14 protein-coding genes are annotated in these 19,478 nt (G+C 60.9%); 6 read left to right on the top strand and 8 right to left on the bottom strand.

All coding sequences use genetic code 11. The features are described 5' to 3' along the window. Nucleotides 1-60: 60 nt before the first annotated feature. Nucleotides 61-1,032, top strand: a complete 972-nt coding sequence (locus NG895_RS22650) for a hypothetical protein (RefSeq protein WP_252854821.1) — start codon at nucleotides 61-63, stop codon at nucleotides 1,030-1,032. Between the two features lie 35 nt (nucleotides 1,033-1,067). On the opposite strand, the gene phnW is transcribed toward NG895_RS22650, so the two are convergent. Next, nucleotides 1,068-2,186 (bottom strand): 2-aminoethylphosphonate--pyruvate transaminase, encoded by a 1,119-nt coding sequence (phnW, locus tag NG895_RS22645; protein WP_252854820.1) that lies wholly within the window; start codon nucleotides 2,184-2,186, stop codon nucleotides 1,068-1,070. 244 nt (nucleotides 2,187-2,430) lie between these two features. Here phnW and NG895_RS22640 point away from each other — a divergent pair, with 244 nt between their 5' ends. Together NG895_RS22640 and NG895_RS22635 are read left to right on the top strand one after the other, a co-directional pair. Next, nucleotides 2,431-3,465: a metallophosphoesterase family protein gene (locus NG895_RS22640; RefSeq protein ID WP_252854819.1), complete on the top strand. Its 1,035-nt coding sequence runs from the start codon at nucleotides 2,431-2,433 to the stop codon at nucleotides 3,463-3,465. 957 nt (nucleotides 3,466-4,422) lie between these two features. Next, nucleotides 4,423-4,923 (top strand): helix-turn-helix domain-containing protein, encoded by a 501-nt coding sequence (locus tag NG895_RS22635; protein ID WP_252854818.1) that lies wholly within the window; start codon nucleotides 4,423-4,425, stop codon nucleotides 4,921-4,923. 72 nt (nucleotides 4,924-4,995) lie between these two features. Here the strand turns inward: NG895_RS22635 and NG895_RS22630 are convergent, their stop codons facing one another. From NG895_RS22630 to NG895_RS22615, 4 genes are all read right to left on the bottom strand, one after another. After that, on the bottom strand, nucleotides 4,996-6,330 hold the full coding sequence (locus NG895_RS22630; protein WP_252854817.1) for a DUF1552 domain-containing protein: 1,335 nt from the start codon (nucleotides 6,328-6,330) through the stop codon (nucleotides 4,996-4,998). Between the two features lie 75 nt (nucleotides 6,331-6,405). Next, nucleotides 6,406-7,386 carry a family 43 glycosylhydrolase gene (locus NG895_RS22625; protein WP_252854816.1) on the bottom strand — a complete coding sequence of 327 codons (981 nt, stop codon included), beginning with the start codon at nucleotides 7,384-7,386 and terminating at the stop codon, nucleotides 6,406-6,408. A gap of 42 nt (nucleotides 7,387-7,428) precedes the next feature. Continuing rightward, nucleotides 7,429-9,762 carry a DUF1592 domain-containing protein gene (locus NG895_RS22620; RefSeq protein WP_252854815.1) on the bottom strand — a complete coding sequence of 778 codons (2,334 nt, stop codon included), beginning with the start codon at nucleotides 9,760-9,762 and terminating at the stop codon, nucleotides 7,429-7,431. A 148-nt stretch (nucleotides 9,763-9,910) separates the two neighbouring features. Beyond that, nucleotides 9,911-10,969, bottom strand: coding sequence for a GGDEF domain-containing protein (locus tag NG895_RS22615; RefSeq protein WP_252854814.1), 1,059 nt, complete (start codon nucleotides 10,967-10,969; stop codon nucleotides 9,911-9,913). A 372-nt stretch (nucleotides 10,970-11,341) separates the two neighbouring features. On the opposite strand from NG895_RS22615, the gene metF reads away from it, so the two are divergent. Beyond that, nucleotides 11,342-12,217 (top strand): methylenetetrahydrofolate reductase [NAD(P)H], encoded by an 876-nt coding sequence (gene metF, locus NG895_RS22610; protein WP_252854813.1) that lies wholly within the window; start codon nucleotides 11,342-11,344, stop codon nucleotides 12,215-12,217. A 19-nt stretch (nucleotides 12,218-12,236) separates the two neighbouring features. Here metF and NG895_RS22605 read toward each other — a convergent pair whose 3' ends face one another. Further along, nucleotides 12,237-12,809, bottom strand: a complete 573-nt coding sequence (locus NG895_RS22605) for a hypothetical protein (RefSeq protein ID WP_252854812.1) — start codon at nucleotides 12,807-12,809, stop codon at nucleotides 12,237-12,239. A gap of 295 nt (nucleotides 12,810-13,104) precedes the next feature. On the opposite strand from NG895_RS22605, the gene NG895_RS22600 reads away from it, so the two are divergent. Further along, the gene (locus NG895_RS22600; RefSeq protein ID WP_252854811.1) at nucleotides 13,105-13,311 is read left to right on the top strand and encodes a hypothetical protein; all 207 of its coding nucleotides are present in this window, start codon (nucleotides 13,105-13,107) and stop codon (nucleotides 13,309-13,311) included. 78 nt (nucleotides 13,312-13,389) lie between these two features. Here the strand turns inward: NG895_RS22600 and NG895_RS22595 are convergent, their stop codons facing one another. Both NG895_RS22595 and NG895_RS22590 read right to left on the bottom strand, forming a co-directional pair. Continuing rightward, nucleotides 13,390-15,582 (bottom strand): PhnD/SsuA/transferrin family substrate-binding protein, encoded by a 2,193-nt coding sequence (locus tag NG895_RS22595; RefSeq protein WP_252854810.1) that lies wholly within the window; start codon nucleotides 15,580-15,582, stop codon nucleotides 13,390-13,392. Nucleotides 15,583-15,640: 58 nt separating this feature from the next. Next, a complete protein-coding gene (locus NG895_RS22590) occupies nucleotides 15,641-17,341 on the bottom strand; it encodes a hypothetical protein (RefSeq protein ID WP_252854809.1) in 1,701 nt (566 codons plus the stop codon). A 656-nt stretch (nucleotides 17,342-17,997) separates the two neighbouring features. Between NG895_RS22590 and NG895_RS22585 the strand changes: the two genes are divergently transcribed. Continuing rightward, nucleotides 17,998-19,443: a protein kinase domain-containing protein gene (locus NG895_RS22585; RefSeq protein WP_252854808.1), complete on the top strand. Its 1,446-nt coding sequence runs from the start codon at nucleotides 17,998-18,000 to the stop codon at nucleotides 19,441-19,443. Nucleotides 19,444-19,478: the final 35 nt, after the last annotated feature.

Here is a 19,478-nt window from a genome sequence, read left to right as displayed (position 1 = left end):
ATTGCTGCTTACTGTGGACCAACTATAATCGCGTCTGGTAACCACTACTGGAGCCCCACAATGAACCGTTACTTCAGCGCCCTGGCCGCTCTCTGCTGCATCGCCTGCCATCAGGCGACGGCCGATCAGATTTCACCGAATCCCAATCCGACTACCGGTGATATCTTCGTCGAAATGGGAAACACCGATTTCAACGCCGAGAATCCGTTTGACAATCACGGCTACCTCTCTATTAGTTTCGGCGGGACGCTAATCAATAATGCTGGCGCGCTGCTCAATAACGCCAGCGAGGCGCATGCCCTGTTGGAAGTTTGGGGTTCGCTCGACAACGAGGGCACGCTCGGCAACAACGGCGTGATAGTCGTCGAGCATCTAGGGATCATCAACAACAGTGGTAACCTGAACAGCGGTTACATCATTGCCATCAGACAGGGCGGCACCATCGTCAATAACGGCACGATAGACAACAAAGCGACATCTGAAATTCAAAACGCTGGCACCATTGTGACCAATGGAGCGTTTATCAACGATGGCAGCCTATCGGGCAGCGGCACGGTCGTCGGTTCGGTTAACGACTCTGGCGTAGTCGCACCCGGCGATGCAGCCGCGGTGCACACCATTGATGGCGATTGGAGTAAGACCGGCGGATCGTTGGAGATCGAACTCGGCGGCACCTCCGACGGTGGCGGCGATAAGTCGTTGACCGAGTTCGATTGGGTGGATGTAACCGGCGACGTCACGCTCGCCGGTCAATTGAACGTCAGTCTCCTGGACGGCTTCGCGCTGGACGATTTCCAGCAGTTCCCCATCATCAACGTTGGCGGATCGCTGACAGGCCAGTTCGACGGCCTCGCCGAAGGCGCCCTGGTGGGCAACTTCGGACGCTCGCTATTCATCACCTATGTCGGCGGCGATGGAAACGACGTGGCCCTGTTCACCACCAACGCGATTCCAGAACCCTCCACCCTGCTGTTGGCGGCGGTCTTTGCTCTTTGTGGAGGACACTGGTTGCGTGTGCGTCGGCAGAATTAGCAGCAAACACCGACGACTCGCTCGTGTTGGGTGCCTCACCTCCCCCAAACCATCGACTCCTCGACCGCCTCGATGAGCCGCGTAATGTCCGCCGGGAACACGTGCCCGATGGTGCCGATGCGGAACGAGTTGATGTTGGTCACTTTGCCGGGGTAGATCACGAAGCCCTTTGCCTTCAGCGATTGGTAGAAGCGGGCGAAAGTGTAGTCCGCGGACTCGGGATCGAGAAAACCGGTGATGATCGGGCTGTGTAGCTCGCGGGGCAGCAGGCAGCGGAAACCTAGCTGCTGCATGCCTTCGACCAGCAGCCGCTGGTTTTCCGTGTAGCGGGCACCGCGGGCGGCGACTCCTCCCTCGGTGTCGAGTTCCGAGAGGGCCTGGTGAAACGCGCGGACCACGTGCGTGGGGCTGGTGAAACGCCATTTGCCGCGGCCCTGCTCCATGGTCCGCCACTGGTCGAACAGGTCGAGAGACAAGGAGCGGGCCTGGCCTTCGCACTGCTCGAGCAACGCCCGGCGGCACAAGACGAACCCAAACCCCGGCACACCCTGTACGCACTTGTTGCTGGAGGAGACCAGGAAGTCGATACCTAGCTCGCCCATGTCGAGCGGCACGCCGCCGAAGGCGCTCATCGAGTCGACCAGCAGCACCCGACGATGATGCTTCACTACCCGACATAGCTCCTCCAGCGGGTTGAGCATGCCGGTAGTGGTCTCGTTGTGCACGAAGGCCACGTGGGTAATCGACCCATCGAGCGTGAGGGTCTGATCGAGCTTCTTCACATCAGGCAGCGCGAGCTCGCCGGTGTCGTGCACCAGGTGATCGATTCCGAGGTAGGCCGCGATCCGCGCGATGCGATCGCCGTAGTGGCCGTTGGCCAGCACCAGCAGTTTGCCCTCCCGGGGGATCGTGGTGCCGAGCATCGACTCGACGGCAAAGGTTCCGCTGCCCTGCATCAGCACGCAGGTGTACTCGTTGCGGTGTCGCTCGGTGGCGATCTCGACCAACCGCTGGCGAATTGGCGAGACAATGCCCACGTTGTAGTCGTCGTCCCAGGTGCACCAATCGCGATCCATTGCCGCCCGCACGGTCGGCGAGGTGGAAAGCGGCCCCGGGGTCAGCAGCAGGTATTCGTTCTCGGTCCAAGCATCCATCGTATCGTATCCTCAAGAATTGGGCCCACGGGCGCCGCAACGTTGATTTTAGACCCACCAGGCTGGGGGCCGTAAGGTCGCGAGTGGTCTCACACGCCGTTGTGGCACCGAAGCGTGCGCCGGGAGCTATCCCACTTGCGCAGTAAGACAAAAAACATTCCCCTAAAGTGGTTGGCCCATCGCCTGATTGCGCGGTACAAATGAGGACTTCCTACTCTCGTTTCCTCGAACCAAGGGCGGCGGCATGGCATCGAAGGACCACTATACCAGACCAGGATTGAGCGAAGGCCGAAGCTGGACGCGGCGACGGGTGCTGGGTCTGGCCACGGTGCCGGTGCTGTCGATGGTGTGGCCGGCCGTTTCCCGTGCGGCGGCCGAGCAATTGAAGCGCCCGGTGCGTATCGGTTTGATCGCCGACCTGCACCAGGACATCATGCACGACGGACCGCAGCGGATGCAGGCATTCGCCCAGGCCATGAAGGGCCAGCAACTCGACGCGGTGATGCAGTTGGGCGACTTTGCCTACCCGAATGCCAAGAACCGCGCGGTGATCGACATGTTCAACTCCGTGCACAAGAAGGCGCTGCATGTAATCGGCAACCACGACACCGACGCCGGGCACACCAAGCAGCAATGCCTTGATATATGGAAAATGCCCGCCCGGTACTACACGACAAACGTGGGAGGGGTAGACCTCATCGTGCTGGATGGCAACGACAAGGGGTCTCCCAAGCACAAGGGTGGCTATCCGTCGTACGTGGGAGACGAGCAATTGCAGTGGCTCGAGCAGCAACTCACCAAACTCGCGGGCCCCATCGTGGTCGTCTCGCATCAACCGCTGGCCGGCGCAGCGGCAGTCGACAATGCCGAGTCGATTCAAAAGATCCTCTCCGCCGCAGCCGATAAAGTCATCCTCGCAATCAACGGCCATACCCACATCGACGACCAACTGACGATTGGCCACATTCCTTACCTACACGTCAACTCGGCCTCCTACTATTGGGTGGGCGGCGACTACCAACACAACAGCTTCGCGGACGAAGTGCACGCCGCGCACAAGTACATCGAGTACACCTGCCCTTACCGCGAGGCGTTATTCGCGGTGCTTTCGATCGATCCCGAAACGCTTACCATCAACGTCACAGGCCGCAAGAGCGAGTGGGTCGGGCAGTCGCCAAAAGCAGCTGGCGTTCCCGATCGCGAGAACCAAGTAAATGGCGAAGAGATCGTGCCGGTAATTCGCGACCGGAAGGTCGAGCGGGCGGAGGGGCAGACGTGAGCGTCTCAGATGGATTCTTCACGGCACTGCTAGCGCACTTCGCCCGAACGATGCTATCCAGAGGTTTCCTCGCCGCTGGTCGCCGAGTACACCGAGACATCTGGGAAACAGAATCCACACACGGTGCCCAACAACGCGCAAGCGGAGGCGACGATCACATTCAGGAAACGTAGAACTGTATAGTGTTCACCGTGAATCTTGAACGTGTCTGGTGGAGGTGGATGCAGGCGGTCCCACCAGTTGTGCCAATCAACCAGAAGCTGGTCCGGGTAGGGATACGGTCGAGGCCAAAGTGGATCGTCAACTACTACCAACCATCGATACCGACAGAATACTGCGACTGCCACCAGTAGACTCGCGATTGCCGGAAGGAGCCACAATTGCCAGTTCCTCTTTGGTCGCGGTGAATTCGATTCTGCCGGAACATGCAACCACCGCACCAGCACGTACGCGCCAATCGCCAGCAAAGAACAACCAAGAGCGACGTATTGGTCTAGATAGAAGAGAACATACGGCCCGCTAACAACCACCAAGGCGGTAAGTGTGATAGCTGCAAACAGGAATCGCAAGCCAAACCGAAACTGACTTCGTTGCCCAGTTGGCATTGCATTCAGCCCATGTGGTGTTCGGGCGCCGAGCGGAAGATGAAGCCCCGTTCCCCCAATTTTAGATGCAATCCCAACCGCCCCGCAACATTTCGGGCATCGTGGCTCTGAAAGCGCGGTGGGCGGCGCGAAACTCTGGCAACTTCGCCCATCACCTTTCAAATCTCAAACCCGGCCGAACAGCCGGTTACGCGTTAAACCTTACCACCAGGCGCTGACGGCCCCACGCTTCTCGAGGCCCACGAAAACTACTGGCCAACCAAGCCCGCCAGAGCTATGATCGCTATTGGCGCGTCGTTGCTCCGCATGCCTTGATTCGTCCACCGTTCGCCAGATTTTCGAAAGCGGTCCTATGCGAGTCGACCCCAACAATCCTGAGGGTTTCGCCGACACCAACGCCTTCGTGGTCGATAGCGAGGGGACGATTGTTTTGCACCCCCGCTACCCCGATGTGATTCACACCAAGCCTTGGGACATCGCGGTGGGGGCTGATCGGGCCAAGTGCCGGGAGCACTTTGTCCAGGCTTGCATGTTTCGCCAGGAGCAAGGACCGTTTGTCGTTTCCTTGAACTACGGAGACGAATCGTTTCCGCTGCGGTTCCATCTGTTCCCGCTCGACAGCGGGCAGGTGTTGGTGCTCTACACTCGCGTGTTTACCGGTTCGCTGACCGACCGCGAACGACATGTGCTGGTTCTGGTAGCTGGCGGCGCCAGCCCCAATCAGGTGGCCGATGTGCTGGGCATCAGCGCTTCGACGGCTCGCGACCACATTGCCAACCTCAAGCGGAAACTGCACATCCATCACCCTGAAGGTTTCCGCATGGCGGCCCATCATTTTGGGTTGGGAAGCTAACCACTCCCGGCGAAGCAGATCTCTCCCAATCTGGGTGGCGATCGCTCTGGGGCCTCGTTCCCCGCGCGATGACTACACCAAGGTGAGCGTGCCGGTGCTGTCGCCCACCGATTCGACCGGGGCGCCCACGCCTTGCAACATGGTGAGGAACAGATTCATCAGAGGCGTTTTGGCAGGGAAAATCTGGTGGCGGCCCGTCACCATCTTGCCGCCCAGGTTGCCGGCCATCAGCACGGGGACATCGTGATGATCGTGGCGATTGCCATCGCGAATCGCGCTGCCGTACACTAGGCCGGTATTGGCCAGCAGCGTCGAGTCGCCCTCTTTGATTTCGTTCATTCGTTTGAGGATATGCGCGAGCTGCTCGATGTGATACCGATTGATGCGGCTGATGGCACCCTCTTTGTCGGGATCGTTCTGGTGATGCGAAATCTGATGATGCCCGCCGCTGATCTCCAACTCGCGATAGCGATGGTTGCTTCCCTCGTTTGCGAACATGAAGGTCGCCACCCGCGTCAAATCGGCTTGTAGCGCCAATACCATCAAATCGCCCATCAGGCGAACGTGCTCGCCATAATCCTTGGGCACACCATCGGGGCGTTCGAGGTCGCTTAACGACAACCGGCTCGCGGGGTCTGCGATGCGACGCTCGACGCCGCGAATGCTCTCCATGTACTGATCGAGCTTGCGACGATCGGACATGCTGATGCGGCGTTGGATGCGCTGCGTGTCTTCGGAAACGAAGTCGAGGATGCTTTTCTGACGCTCGCGGCGACGGAATTGCGACTCGGGAACGTCGGCCGCGGAGCCTCCGCCGAACAAGCGATCGAACACCAATTGCGGGTTCACCTCCTTGCCCGAGGGTTGCGAAGGCGAACGCCACGAAATGCTGTTGGAATACGCACAGCTGTAGCCGCTGTCGCAGGTACCGGCCAGCTTGCCCGCTTCGCAACCAAGTTCAAGCGTGGGGAACGGCGTATCGCCCGCAATGTACTTGGCAGCAATGTGGTCGATCGACACTCCCGCGCGGATGTCGCGGCCCTCGGTCTTCACGGGATGCATGCCGGTAAGGAACGACGCGGCGCTGCGGGCGTGATCGCCGGGACCATCGCCATGCGAGCGAGCATTGTCGCAACCCAGTCCGCTGAAAATGGAGATGTGCTGCTGCACTTCCGCCAGCGGTTCGAGAATCTTATTGAGCTTGAAGCCTTCGCCAACTCCCTCGGGCGTCCAGTCGGGCATGTGCATGCCGTTGGGCACGTAGAGAAATGCCAGTCGCTGCGGGGCCTGACCGGCCGCCGGCCCTGCCGCTGCGGCCAGCGGCGTCATCGCCTCGAGCGCCGGCAGCGCGATAGCCGTGCCTAAACCACGCAGGAACGTGCGACGTGCAATCGGTTGGAAAGGCATCTTCACCTCGTGAGCGATGGGAAAACGCTGCACTCGGCAAACTTCCCAAGTTTGCCGGTGAGCGTCGAACGTAACTTATTGTAACGGGGCCGGCTCGGGGCCGCCTCTCGTGGGAACGATCTTCTCAATTTTTCCATCCGACCCAAAAGTCACGGGCTGGATGGCACACTGACGCAAGCCAGTAAGTGGCGGCTCGGTCTTCTTCGAGGGCCAGTAGTGATAGGCAATGTACCACTGGCCCGACTTCGGATGCTGGAAAAACGAATGATGGCCCGGCCCCTGGAACCTGCCGCGCGAATTGAGGATGGGACCTTGGTAGTCCCATGGGCCAACCGGCGAGCTGGACGTGGCATAGTGCACCGAGTAATTGGGATTGTTCCAACCACCGTGGCTGTACGACAAGTAGTAGGTGCCGTCGATCTCGTGCATGAAGGCGCCTTCCGTGAAGTTAGGCGGCGTATCGACCGTAATCTCTTCGCCAAGCTCCACCATGTTGGGCTTCAGTTTCCAGATACGCAACTTGGCTCCCGCACTGCCTCCGGCATAGAAGTAGGCGGTGCCGTCTTTGTCCTGGAACACCATCGGATCGATGGCCTCGAATCCGTCGCCGCCCGTCAGCAGTGGCTTGCCGATATCCTTGAACGGACCGTCCGGTCGATCGCTCACGGCAACGCCAATGCGGCTGGGCGTGGGGTTCTGAGGGCCCACGCTGTAGTACAAGTAGTACTTGCCGTCCTTCTCGGCGATGCCCGGGGCCCACAACCAGTGGTTCGGCGCGCCGTCGGCTTTGATCCAGTCGATGTCTTCGATCTTCAGGATGGGCTCGCTCGCCTTCCAGTCGACCAGGTCGTCCGACGAGTAAGCCACAAAATCAAACGCATGGAACTGTGCCCGCCGGTCGGGCGTGTGGGTGGGGTAGGCCCAGTACTTGCCCTCGAACACGGCCACGTGCGGGTCGGCGCCCGGAAATACCGGATTGGCTGCCTGCGCGGCCAGTGGCAGCAGCGCGGCAGCAAGGAACAGGAACAGTGAACGGCATGTTGTGGTTAGGGTCATCGTGGTTCAATTCAATTAGCTTAGGTGAAACATCCAGGGTGATTATTCAGCGACTTCGCATCGACGTTGCTGGAAGGGGGTGCTTTCGACCACGGCCAGGATCAGCGCCCTCATCCTGTCGTCGTCCTCCACCGAGCGACGGGCGATTTCGCGGACGGCGCATTCGTCGTAGTACTCCAGGCCTCGCCCCAGAGCGTAAGTCAACAGCTTCTCGGTCAGGCAGCGGCGGAACCCCTCGCGGCGCTGCAGCAGCACGTTGGTCAGGTCGGCGGCACCGTTAATCTTCTCGCCCGTGGGCAGTTCGCCCGAGGCGTCGATCACGCCCACGTTGTCCTCGGTCCGCCAGCGGCCCACCAGGTCGTAGTTCTCCAAAGCCAGCCCAATGGCATCCATTTGTTCATGGCACACCGCGCAGGACGGATCCTCACGGTGCAACGCCATCTGCTCGCGCATCGACAGCGGCTTGTCGCTGTGCTTGGTCACTTCCTCTAACGTTGTCACGCCAGGCGGAGGATCGGGCGGCGGGGCGCCCATCAGTTCGGCCAACACCCATTTGCCACGTTTCACCGGCGACGTACGGTTAGGGTTCGACGTGGCGGTCAACACGCCCGCCATGGTAACAACGCCACCCCGCACGCCCTGGAACGGTTCGATCTCGGCAAACTCCACCCGGCGGAAGTCGTCTCCTTCAATGCCCTCGATGCCGTAGTGTTTGGCCAGGCGATCGTTCAGATAGGTGAAGTCGGCGCTCAGCAACGTGGTAATCGGCAGATCGCGGTCGACCACCTCGGCGAACAGCATCTCGGCTTCGCGGGCCATCGACCGGCGGAGCGGACCATCGAACGAATCGAACTGCTTCTCGTCGGGCACCAGATCCGCCAGCAACCGCGTGCCCAGCCACTGGCCGGGAAAGTGCTTGGTGAACTGCTCGGCACGGGGATCGCCAAGCATGCGATCGACCTGCTCGGAAAGCTCGGCACGCAATTGCCCCTCGCCCGCCAAACGCATCAGCGTGGCGTCGGGCATCGAGCTCCACAAGAAGTAACTAAGCCGGGCCGCCAGTTCGTACTCGTCCACCAGGTAGCCGCGCTGTTGTCCTGCGGCCGGCGATGGCTGCCCGTCGACATTGCCAATGAACAAGAACCGCGGCGAAACCAACATCGCCTCGAGGGCCACTTGCATGGCACGTTCGTAACTGTCGCCGTAGCGACGATGGGTGTCGACCAGCATCAGCAAGCGGTCGACCTCCCGCTGGTTCACCGGTCGGCGAAAACAGCTCGAAGCAAACTGCTCGAGCGACTTGCTTGCCTGGGGACGCCACTGCTGGTCGTCGCGCCATTGGTCGGCCGTGGGGGCCTCGGCAAACCATTTCTTATGCGCCTGTGGTGCGCCGTTCATCAAATCTTCGCGGGGTCCGATCACCTCCATCTTTTCGATGAACAAGTTGCGATCGTGAGTCTCGTTCTTCAAATCATTGGTAAACGCCACGCCCAGCCGCTTCTTGCCCTGGGGCACGTCGAACGGCAGCGTAAACTCCTCGGAGGACTCGCCATTGACGTGCACGTCGATCATCTGCACGACATGGCTGTCGTCGAGCACTGCCATCCGCACTGGTTCGTTTTCCGCCTGGTCGGCCGATACACGAACTCGCATCCAATAACGGCCCGTTTTGGGAAACTCGTACACAAACTCCACGGCCCCATTGCTCCACAGCTCTCGTCGGCCGTCGCGATCGGCCTGTCCCCCTTGCCAGTGGACGCGGGGCACGTCGAAGGTGTTTTCGGATTGCACCTCCGGAATCATCAGCGCCCGGCGCGAAATATCCCGCGCCGCGTCGAGGTACTTCTCCAACAGCACCGGTGTCAGCGACAGCATGTCAGCATTGTTGTCGAAACCGTACGCCAGTTCGTCGGGCGGGAAGGTCTTGGCCGGTTCGAAGTCGACCATCAACAGATCGCGAATCGTATTGCGGTACTGATCGCGGTTCAGCCGACGCAGGGTCACCCAGCCTGGGTCCTGCGATACGCTGCAGTCGAGTTGCTCGAGCTTCGCTTCGATCCACCCCACCAGCTTCGATCGCTCCTGGTCGTCGGGCGCATCGTAGTCGGCCGGCGGCATGTCGCCCGCCTTCAATCGGGCCACGACGTCCTTCCAGGTATTACGGTCTTCCTGGAAGCGGTCGCCCGACTGCAGCTTATCCAGTTCGAGCCCGGCATCCGCTCCATCGCCCGAATGACAATCCAGGCAGTACTGTTCGACCAGGGGACCGGCTAGGTGTTGGTATTCGGCAATTGGTTCGAGCGGTTCACCTCCGGCAAGTGGCGCAACGACCACGCAAACAGATAGGAGAACGAAACGCAACGGAAGGCGGGGCATGAATGGTCGCTCGACGGGAAGGAGGATAGCGACACGAGGTGGGATTGGGCTCAGATTATACCGAGTCCCGCCCAAAATTGCACGCAGAACGCTAACCAACCTGCCAATCGCCGCAGATTAGCCAATCCCCCCTCACCCCCACTGCCTGCTACGCTTCCCGGCTTCCCACCGAGCTGAGCATGGCAGCCCGCAAATCGTCGCAGGCTCCGGCCAGCGAGGCGGACAGGGATTCGTCGGCCGAAGCCAGCTCCTCGCCGACCATGTCGTTGTCGCTTTCGGCTGGCCAGGCTTCCGGCTCCGTCAGTTCCTGGTCCAGTGGTCGCGACTCGAAACCGTCGTGCATCCAGGCGCAGTTGCGGCCATGGCGTTTGGCTGCGTACAGGGCTCGGTCAGCCCGTTCGACCAGGGTTTGCACGTCCTCTCCCGGCGCGATGGAAGCCAGGCCAGCGCTGGCGGTGATGGGCCGCTGAAGCTGGGCAAATTGTTCGCCGAGTTGGTCGAGTGCCTTGTGAGCCTTCCCCAACGCGAGATGCCCCTCTTCGATCGCCGTGTGAGGCAGGATGATGGCGAACTCTTCGCCGCCGTAGCGGCCAACGAAATCGTTCCGCCGCAGCGCTCGGCGCAACGTCCCCGCCATGCCAATCAGTACGTCGTCGCCAACTTGGTGACCAAAATCGTCATTGATCTGCTTAAAGTGATCGACGTCCAGCATCACTAACGAAAATGGTGTGCCGTGCTTGCGATAATCGTTCAGGCGCGAGGCCAACTGTTCGTCCAGCGCCCGACGATTCGGGAGCTTGGTCAACGAATCGGTAAGCGAGGTACTCAGGTGCGACTCGATCTCGCGAGACTGTTCGGCAATCTGGTTCTCAGCCGCAGTGAGTTCCTGCTGCAACTGACGATTGGCCGCCAGTATCTCGCCCACCACACCAACCACCAAGTCGGTCGTGGGGTGACGCCTATCGGCAGGAACCTCCTGCAAGCGAGTGTTGGCGGCTTCGAACCGCGTGCGATGGTTGGCCACTTGCAGACCAATTCGCTGCGTCAGCCCATGCAGTTCGAGGGCCAGCGTCCGCGCGCGGCCCAGATCGGCGTCGCGCGAGCCCGGCGAGGGGCGCCGCAGCCACCAACCGATAGCCACGCCGACAAGCAGTTGCAGGACACCCAACAGGCACCCGGCAACGATCATCAGAATCGTATTCGTCATCAGAAAAATTGCCCACAAAAATTCGTTGTTGCTGCAAGCGTACGCCACCGCGGCCCCCTCGGCGGTGGTGGTGCGGCAAGTCGAATCGGTCGTCACCCCAACGGGCAGCCATCGTGCCGAATGTAGCGGTTCTGCAACCCAGGGCCCCACGCCAAGGGGAGCCAAGTTTGGTAAGATACGAGGCCACGAAGTGCGCTGGACATCGATTCCTGGCTGATGGAGTAACCCGGAACCCTCAGACTCATCTGCCAGCCGACGGAAGATTACGCGCAACTCATGACTACCAGCCGCCTTACGGATATCGGCTCACCACGCATCACTACCAGCCGCCTCATGGCGGCCGCTCGCCTCTAGCCCCCCTGTTATTTTTGTATGTCTCTTGCTGACTACTATCTCGCCGACCATCTTGGACTCTCGTTCGAACTGTTCCCCCCCAAGACCCCCGCGGGCGAGCGAGCCTTGTTTCGCCACGTCGAGCGACTCGTTGAGTTCAATCCTGCTTACATCACCTGTACCTATGGCGCCGGTGGGTCGACCCAGAACAAGACACTCGACATCGTCGCCCGGGTGCGCGAAACCAGCGGCCTGCCGGTGGCCACGCACCTGACGTGCGTGAACCGCACGGCCGACCAGTTGGCCGAGTACCTGAGCGAAGCCCGCGCGCGGGGAGTCGACAACGTGGTGGCCCTGCGCGGTGACCCCCCCAAGGGCGAGTCGACCTTCACCGCCACGCAAGGCGGCTTTCGCTACGCCAACGAACTCGTGGAGTTCATCCGCGAGCGTTTTGCTGACATGGGCGTGGCCGTGGCCGGCTATCCGGAGAAACACGTCGAGGCCCCCAGCCTGGACATCGACCTGGAGAACCTGCGTCGCAAGGTCGATGCCGGTGCGGACGTGGTGATCACCCAACTCTTCTACGACAACGCCGACTTCTTCGCATTCCGCGACCACTGCACGGCGCTCGGCATCACGGTGCCCATCGTGCCGGGGCTGCTGCCGGTGACGAACTTCGCCCAGATCCAGCGCATCACCTCGCTATGCGGGGCGAAGCTGCCGGAGGATTTTGTCTCCGCATTGCAGTCGGCCGGCGAAGACGAAGCGGCCCAGTTCGACGTCGGCGTCGAGTTCGCCACGCGGCAATTGGAAGACCTGATCAAGGCCGACGTCCCGGGCATTCACCTGTACGTGCTGAACAAGTCGGAAGCGGCCAGCCGGGTGCTGGAAAACCTGGGGCTGGGCGTGAAGTAGCCTCCCACCGAATGCCGCGCTATTGCTTCGCCTCGTCGAGTTTGCGCTGAATGTATTCGACGGCCGGATGATCGAGGTCCTCTTCGATCGACAATGCTATCAAGAACTCCTCCCCTTCCCTGGGAGTAATCCACACGAACGTGTCGTCGATCCATTTGTCACTGAACTCTGGTGCGATCTCCTCAATGTTGTCGTAGTCCGCTTCCTCCACGATGAACTTCCCTTCTTCATCCTGCATGTACGAGACCACACGCTGATTGGTAATCAGGTTTCCGTCCTCCTCCCAGTTCAGCACCCCAGTGCTGTAGAAATAGGCAATGGTCTCGTTGGGCCGAAGCGTGATGGCTTTGCCGATCGCCTCGCGCGCCGGCTCGCTAATCTCATCGCCTGATACGATCACCGTGTCGGGAATGGCGCCCGCTTCGGCCCTCAAACCAATCCACATCAGTACATAGAACAGGATCGTGAACAGTACTCCGACCACAATTCCGCAAACGAGCAGCAAATTCTTCATCGCAGCTAACTTCCCCTCGTTCAGCAATAGCAGAGTGTCGGACAGGCCGAATCGAACATCGGCCTCGCTGGGCTCCATGATAGTTGTCGGTTGGAAAGGAGCCAACCAACAAATGTGCTAAGAGCTTGGTCGCGGCATGAGCTGGTCATAATCGCCGAGTGTGCAGTCGAAGGGCAAACGACAAGCATGCGCGTCGCGGGTCGGCTAACAGTCAAGAATTGCGAGCAGGATGGTTCGGGTTCGCTGAGCCTGGCAACTTCACAGGTCCCCCAGTTCCCTGGACATCGAGATCATGGCGTGGACGAGAGGTAGTTCCAACAGTCCCAACAAAACAGCGATGAGTGCGACGGCGCTAAAGCGCTTTGTCAGGGCCATGATTCCCAGGGTCACGGCGGCCAACGCTCCGCAGCCCATCACGAAGACCACTGTTACACGAACCGTGGGCGTCGGCGATGGCAATCCGCTAAAAGCGGCAATCAGCGTCGCGACCATCACCATCGGGCACACGGCCGCGGCAATCAAGCTCCACCAGCGCAATGGGCTCTTCGTTGGCTTCTGCGCTTCATCGGGCGGGCGGTGATGAGCCTTCGTTCGAGGTGACCGGAATGGATTTCCGTCTCCTCGATCGGTCGCAGGTTCGTCACCCGACACGACTACCTCACTGCAGCTCGAAGCACGCCAGCGAAGTTTCACCGCGTACGTACAGCCGGTTGCCGACGATCGCCGGGTGGCTGTAGAGTTCCGCTTCGCGGGTTTCGGGGTCGTCGAACAAGAATGTGCGGCTGGTGATCGTCAGACTTTCGCCTGAGATGTCGATCAGCAGTAGCTCGCCGCCATGACCTAGAATCAGCAGATGCTTGTCGTCGGCGATAATGGGGGCGTAGTCGCCCAGGGCGGGGTCCTGCAGTTCGCACAGCTCGGCCAGGCTGCCGGCCAGGTCCAGGCAGTAAAGTTGCTGGCAAACACAGTACAATCGCGAGCCCACCACCACGGGAGTGCTCATGTCGGGCGCCAATTGCATTTGCAGGGCGGTCGGCTCGGGGATGATCTTACCATCGGCGTCGAACGCATAAAGCCGGGTGCCATTGCCTTCGGTGGTGACCAGCAGCTTGCCATCCACTTCGATGGGGGTCGGCACGTTGAAGTCGCCACTGCGAGGGGGCTTGAGCGTCCACAGTCGCTCGCCGGTCTCCACGTCCCAACCACCGAGTGACACCCGATCGTGCCCCACAATCTGCCGCTTGCCGCCCAACGTGGCGACAATCAACGAACCGTAACCGGAAGTCTCGCCAGGCGTTTGCCATAGCGCCAGACCCGTCATCAGGTCGAGCGCCGCTATCGAGGCCTCGGGCGCGCCCGGGGTCACGATCAGCTTGCCATCCACGACCAGCGGCGACGAACAAGTGCCCCACACGAGTTCGCTGTCGGCACCGAACTCGTCGCGAATGTTTTTCTGCCAGTAAATGATGCCGGTCGCCAGATCGACACAGCTCAGGTGTCCAAACGCACCTTGCAGAATGACCCGCGGCCCCAGCAGTTCGTCTTCGCCGGCCACAATCAATGGCGTGGCCCGTGGAGTGTTGTCGTAGTCCAGCGCGCCCTCGGCCGGATAGTCCACTATCCAAAGCAGATTGCCGGTAGCAGCATCGTAACAGCGGAACTCGTCGCCCGTGTTGGGCAGATTGCGGTCGCCGATTACGACGTACTTATCCGTGGCAGCGATGCCGCCGAGGCCCGAGTGGGCCAGAGGAACTTGCCAGACCTGCGGGAGCTTCTCGGGGAGGCGGGTTGGCAGAGCTCGCACACGGCCGTCGCGGTGCGGGCCCCGCCAACCAGTCCACCCAAGGGTTGCTTCCTGTTCGGGCGAAGAGTTGGCGGCGACCACCTGCGGCCCTGCGCCAGGCGGCCCCCCATCGGGAGGCCCCCGATCCTCAAGTCCGGAAACGGGAAGCACCCCCAGCTTCTCGCCAGCAGGGGGTGCGTCCTTGGATTTCTTGTACTTGTCTTTGTACTCTTTGGTCAGCGGCACAAAGCCCTTCAGAGTTTCCAGCGACAACAGCAACTCGGGTTCGTACATCACGTCGAGCAGTGTCTCGCGAACCTCCTGCTGCTCGTCGTCGGCCAGGCTGCCATTGACGAATGCGGTCACGAACGGCACAGGTTTGGTTTCGCCCACCACGCGGAGGTCGCCCTTATTGATGGTGCCGCAACCTTCGAGCAGCGGCGCGGCGTAGCTGGAGATCACCGCCGCGGCGTTTTGCGAATCGCCCCACTCGATGATCTTGCACGCACCGTCGCTGCAGGCAGCGCTGGTTTCGGCCTGCTCGGCCGCTACCACGTCGATGCCGGCCGCTGCGAGCAAGTCGCGCGGCGCGGCGAACTTCTCGTCGCACTCCTGCGGGCCGTACAGAATGCGGTAACCACTCAGGTCGCTCACCTTCTTGGCCGAATCGCTACTGCGAACAACCACCAGGCCGGTCTGTGTGGTCGAGCCATCCTTGCCGGTAAGCTGTGCCACCGGCACGGCTTTCACCTTCAGCTTGGCGGCGTCGGCGCGGACCACGGAGTCCTTGCCGATGACGATATGCACTTCGTCAAATTCGCCCTTTTCCATACCCCGGGCGACTGACTCGCCGAAGGCCACCTTGACTTCACGCCCCAACTTCTTGGTCAGGTACTTGGCCAGTTCTTCGTACTTGCGTTGGGCGTAGCCCTCCACGCAGGGGCACGACAGCGGCGCGGCGAGCGGATCCATCACCACCATATTCAGTGGCGCGGGCTCATCGGCCGTCGCTGGCGGGGCCACGCAAAGTGGTACCAACGCCAGGATCGCCAAACAGGCAAAACGCATGGGCATATTTCCCTCGTTAAGTTTCGTTAACCGAGAACGGTCGGTGACAGCGAGCGGACTATTGGGCCGGCACTGCCTTGATGGCAGGTTGGACCTGAATGGCACGGATCGCCGCGGCACGCACCCGAATCGGCTGGCTGGCCTTGAGTTGGGTGACTTTGTCGGCCACGGGCTTCTCGCCTGCGGCCTCGTCGGTGTCGTCCGAATTGGCAGCGTTGTCGTCGGCCTGCGCCTTGGCAACCATCTGCTTACGTTCCTCGGCTGGGATACGATCCATCATCACGATGTGGTCGCGAGTGATATCGAGCATGAACACGCGATTACCATCGCTGCTGACGCCAATCGACACCTTCTTGCAGCCAGGCACCAGGTCGGCCGATCCGACCACCTGCAGCAACTGACCATCGGAAGTGTACTGCTTGATGCGTCCCGTGCCACTTTCGGCAGTGTAAACAGTGTGCTCAGGACCGAAGGCGACATTCATCGGGTTGCAGCAACTGCCGAACCCGCGAATACCCTCACGAGCCGAGTGACCCCAGTGCGTGACCTCCTCGCCCTTGTGGTCGAAGCACACCACGCGGTCGCGCGAGTTCTCGGCCACGTAGATACCATGGTCGTTCACCTGCACGTCCATCTGGCCACAGCAGCCACGCAGGTCGCCGATGATTTCTTCACCACTGGCGAAGTCATCGCTAATCGCCCATACGCTGTAGCCATAACCAACGGCGGCCGAGCAGGCGATGTACACCTGGTCGTCCACGGCGCTGATCGATGCCACGGCCAGCTTGCGGGAAACTTGCGATTCAATCTGCCTCTGGATGTCTTCTTCGGAAGGTTCGGCGTCGCCCAGTTGTTCGATGCGCTTGTTCCACAGCTCCTTGGTCCGCTCGAGGCTGCCCTTGCTTCGCTCGAGCTGGGTGAGTTGCTTCTCAAACATCGCTCGCGTCCGCGAGGCGACGGCAGATTCGGAATCCGCTTCTTCGCCTTCGGCCGCTTCGTCGGTGCCCTCTTCGGCGGCGGGCAGTTCGTCGAGCTTGGTTTGCAGCTTTTCGACCTGGGCGCCGATCAATTCGATCTGCTGGTCGTAGATCTTCGCCTGCTGCTGATACAGCTTCACGCGCGAAGTAAGTTGGTCGATCACCGCCTGGCGCATCTTGGCGGCTTGCTCCTTGCTGACCGAAGCATGAGGCGAGGGCTTGTCGGCAATCAGGCTGCCAGTGTCGTCCAGTTGCACCAACCGGCCATCGCCCGCCACGAACACGTGACCGTCGTTGGCGCGGACATTAATGGCTTCGACCTTCACGGGTGTCGACCAGGTTTCGACGTAGTCGCCATCGGAATTGAAGACGCGAATCTCGCCATTGTCCTTGCTGCTGCCGCAGCCGGCCAGGATGCGACCATCGAGCGTCATGCAAAAGCAATTGAGCTTGGTGTTCGACAGACCTTCTTGATTGGCCTTGATGATCTTCACCTGACGGTGAGTCGGGGTGCCGAGTTCCGCTTCGCTCTCGGCGGCCGAGATCACGGGCTTATCGGAACTGGCCGCCACGGTAGTGGCCTTCAGCGGGCAGTCTTCACCGGTGCAGGTGCCGTCTTCGCAAGCGGGGCACTTGGCCTCGGTACAAGGAGCCTCGGCGGCGGCGGGGCTGTCGGCCTCGACCTCCAGCGTGACCTCCTCGGCGTTCGCGGGCATCGCGGCCCAAACGACGATGGCCAGCATAGCGAAGCCGGCAAAAAACAATTGAGTGATCCGTGACATAAAATGCCTCCCTGAGTTAGGTGTCGAACGACTTGCCTGGCGTTGTAATAGGGTAAACTGGAGGGGGGGGGGTCGAGGGCGAAAGGGGTTCCGGTGCACCTCGTGAGAGCTTTCGAAGATTATCCCTGCTTATTGGCGCCGACGCTATCCGAATCGGCGATTTCTGGCCAGAATATTCCGATCCGCCAAGTTCCCCAAACAGCTTGGACGTCAGCACTTCCTCTCGAGTTCCCGGAGTATCGCGGAAAACGGGGAAAGCTCTGCCAGCTGTCAATGCATGATCGAAAACTGCTTCTTTCGCGGGGGCGGGCGGACCAAGGTGCAGTGCAAGTGGGTGTCGGTCGCAGGTGGCCACCTGTGCCAGCGCCATCCCCTGCACGGCGCTGGCCCAAGTGCCACCACGGGGGTAAGCCCAAACGGCGTGTCCCCCGCTCTCCTACCCGCTGGCAATCGAGGTAGTTTTGGAAATTGCCAAGTTGTCCGCAATTAAGCCGATTTCCTCAGTCCGCGGGCCACCGGTTCTGCCAAGAACACCCCGATTTGGATAGAATAGAAAGGCTGGCGACGTCTGCATTTAAGTAGTTCGACTTGTGTGCTTGCAGGTTGCCTGCGCAAAACCAATTCTCTCCCACTCGTTTTTCATCCCTCTGCCGCCCTTGTCCGATCTTACAGGCAAGCTGCTGAACGACTATCAGGTACTCCGCCGCCTTGGGCGAGGGGCTATGGCCGAGGTCTATCTGGCCGAACAGCAGTCGCTGGCCAGGCAGGTGGCGCTCAAGGTGCTGTCAGTCGACTTGGCGTCGCAGCCCGCCTACGTCGAACGATTCAAACACGAAGCCCGCTCAGCCGCCTCGCTAGTGCATGCCAATATCGTGCAGGTGTATGAAGTCGGGCAGTCGAACGGTTCGCACTTCATCGCGCAGGAATACGTGGCCGGGCAAAACCTGGCCGAGTGGATGCACCGCCACGGCCGAGTCGAACCGGGGCGCGTGCTCGACATCCTTCGCCAAGTGACGGCTGCACTTTCGAAGGCCCACGAACGAGCTATCGTTCACCGCGACGTCAAGCCCGAGAACATCATGCTCTCCCGTTCGGGCGAGGTGAAAGTGGCCGACTTTGGCCTGGCCCGCGCCACGACCGACGAGACCAACCGCACCCAAGCGGGTGTCACCATGGGCACTCCCCTGTATATGAGCCCCGAGCAGATTGAAGGGGGCTCGGTCGATAGCCGCAGCGACATCTATTCGCTGGGCGTTACCGCTTATCACATGTTGACGGGCGAACCACCTTTCCAGGGCGAGACACCACTGGCCGTGGCGGTGCAGCACATCAACAAGCAGCCAACGCCGCTGGCCGAAGCGGCGCCGGACACCCCCGCAGCGCTGGTGCAGTTGGTCGAGCGGATGATGGCCAAGAAGCCGGAGGATCGCTTCTCCAACCCGATGGAGCTGATGCGCGAGCTGCGCATGCTGGCCAAGCAAGCAGCCGCCGATGGTTGGGCAGAAGGCCCTGAGAATTGGTCGCTGAGCGACTTGACGGCCTACGGTGGTACCATCGAAGCCACCAGCGAACTGGAACAATTGATGCGTGGCACTCGCGCCCTGCAGATACCCAAGCCCAAAAGCAGGCGATTGATCGCGATACTAGCTATTGCCGCCGTGGTGGGCGCCCTGGTGGCCGGCGCCGCGCGGCGGCCCTACGTGCTGGCCAGCAGCGAACCAACACTGACAAAATACGAGACAGCACAGAAACAGTTGTTCCACGCCAAGATGGTCGACACGCCGGCGGCCTGGCAGGCTGTATGGACGCTGCATGGCGAGGAGGCCGATCCCTTCGAAATCAATCAGGCAAAGCAGGGCCTGGCGCGATACTACATGCGCGCCGAAGACTACGAAAAGGCGCTCGATCCATTGCTGGAGCTAGCCGACGTGCCCAGCGCGCAACACACCACGCGAACCTTCGCCTATGTGGCCCTAGCCGTGGCGTATGCCGAATTGGGCAACGACGAAAAGGCGCGGCTGTACAAGCAGCAGGTCACGCCGACCGATCTGCGGAACATGCAAACCGACCCGGAACTGCTCGCTCGGTTCGAAGAACTCTAAAGCCCTAACGCGCGACATCGGTGGTCACCCTGGCG

Source organism: Aeoliella straminimaris (genome assembly GCF_024054565.1).
Taxonomy (GTDB): domain Bacteria; phylum Planctomycetota; class Planctomycetia; order Pirellulales; family Lacipirellulaceae; genus Aeoliella; species Aeoliella straminimaris.
The sequence above is the reverse complement of the archived record's forward strand: the minus strand, read 5'-3'. Positions and strand labels throughout refer to the sequence as shown.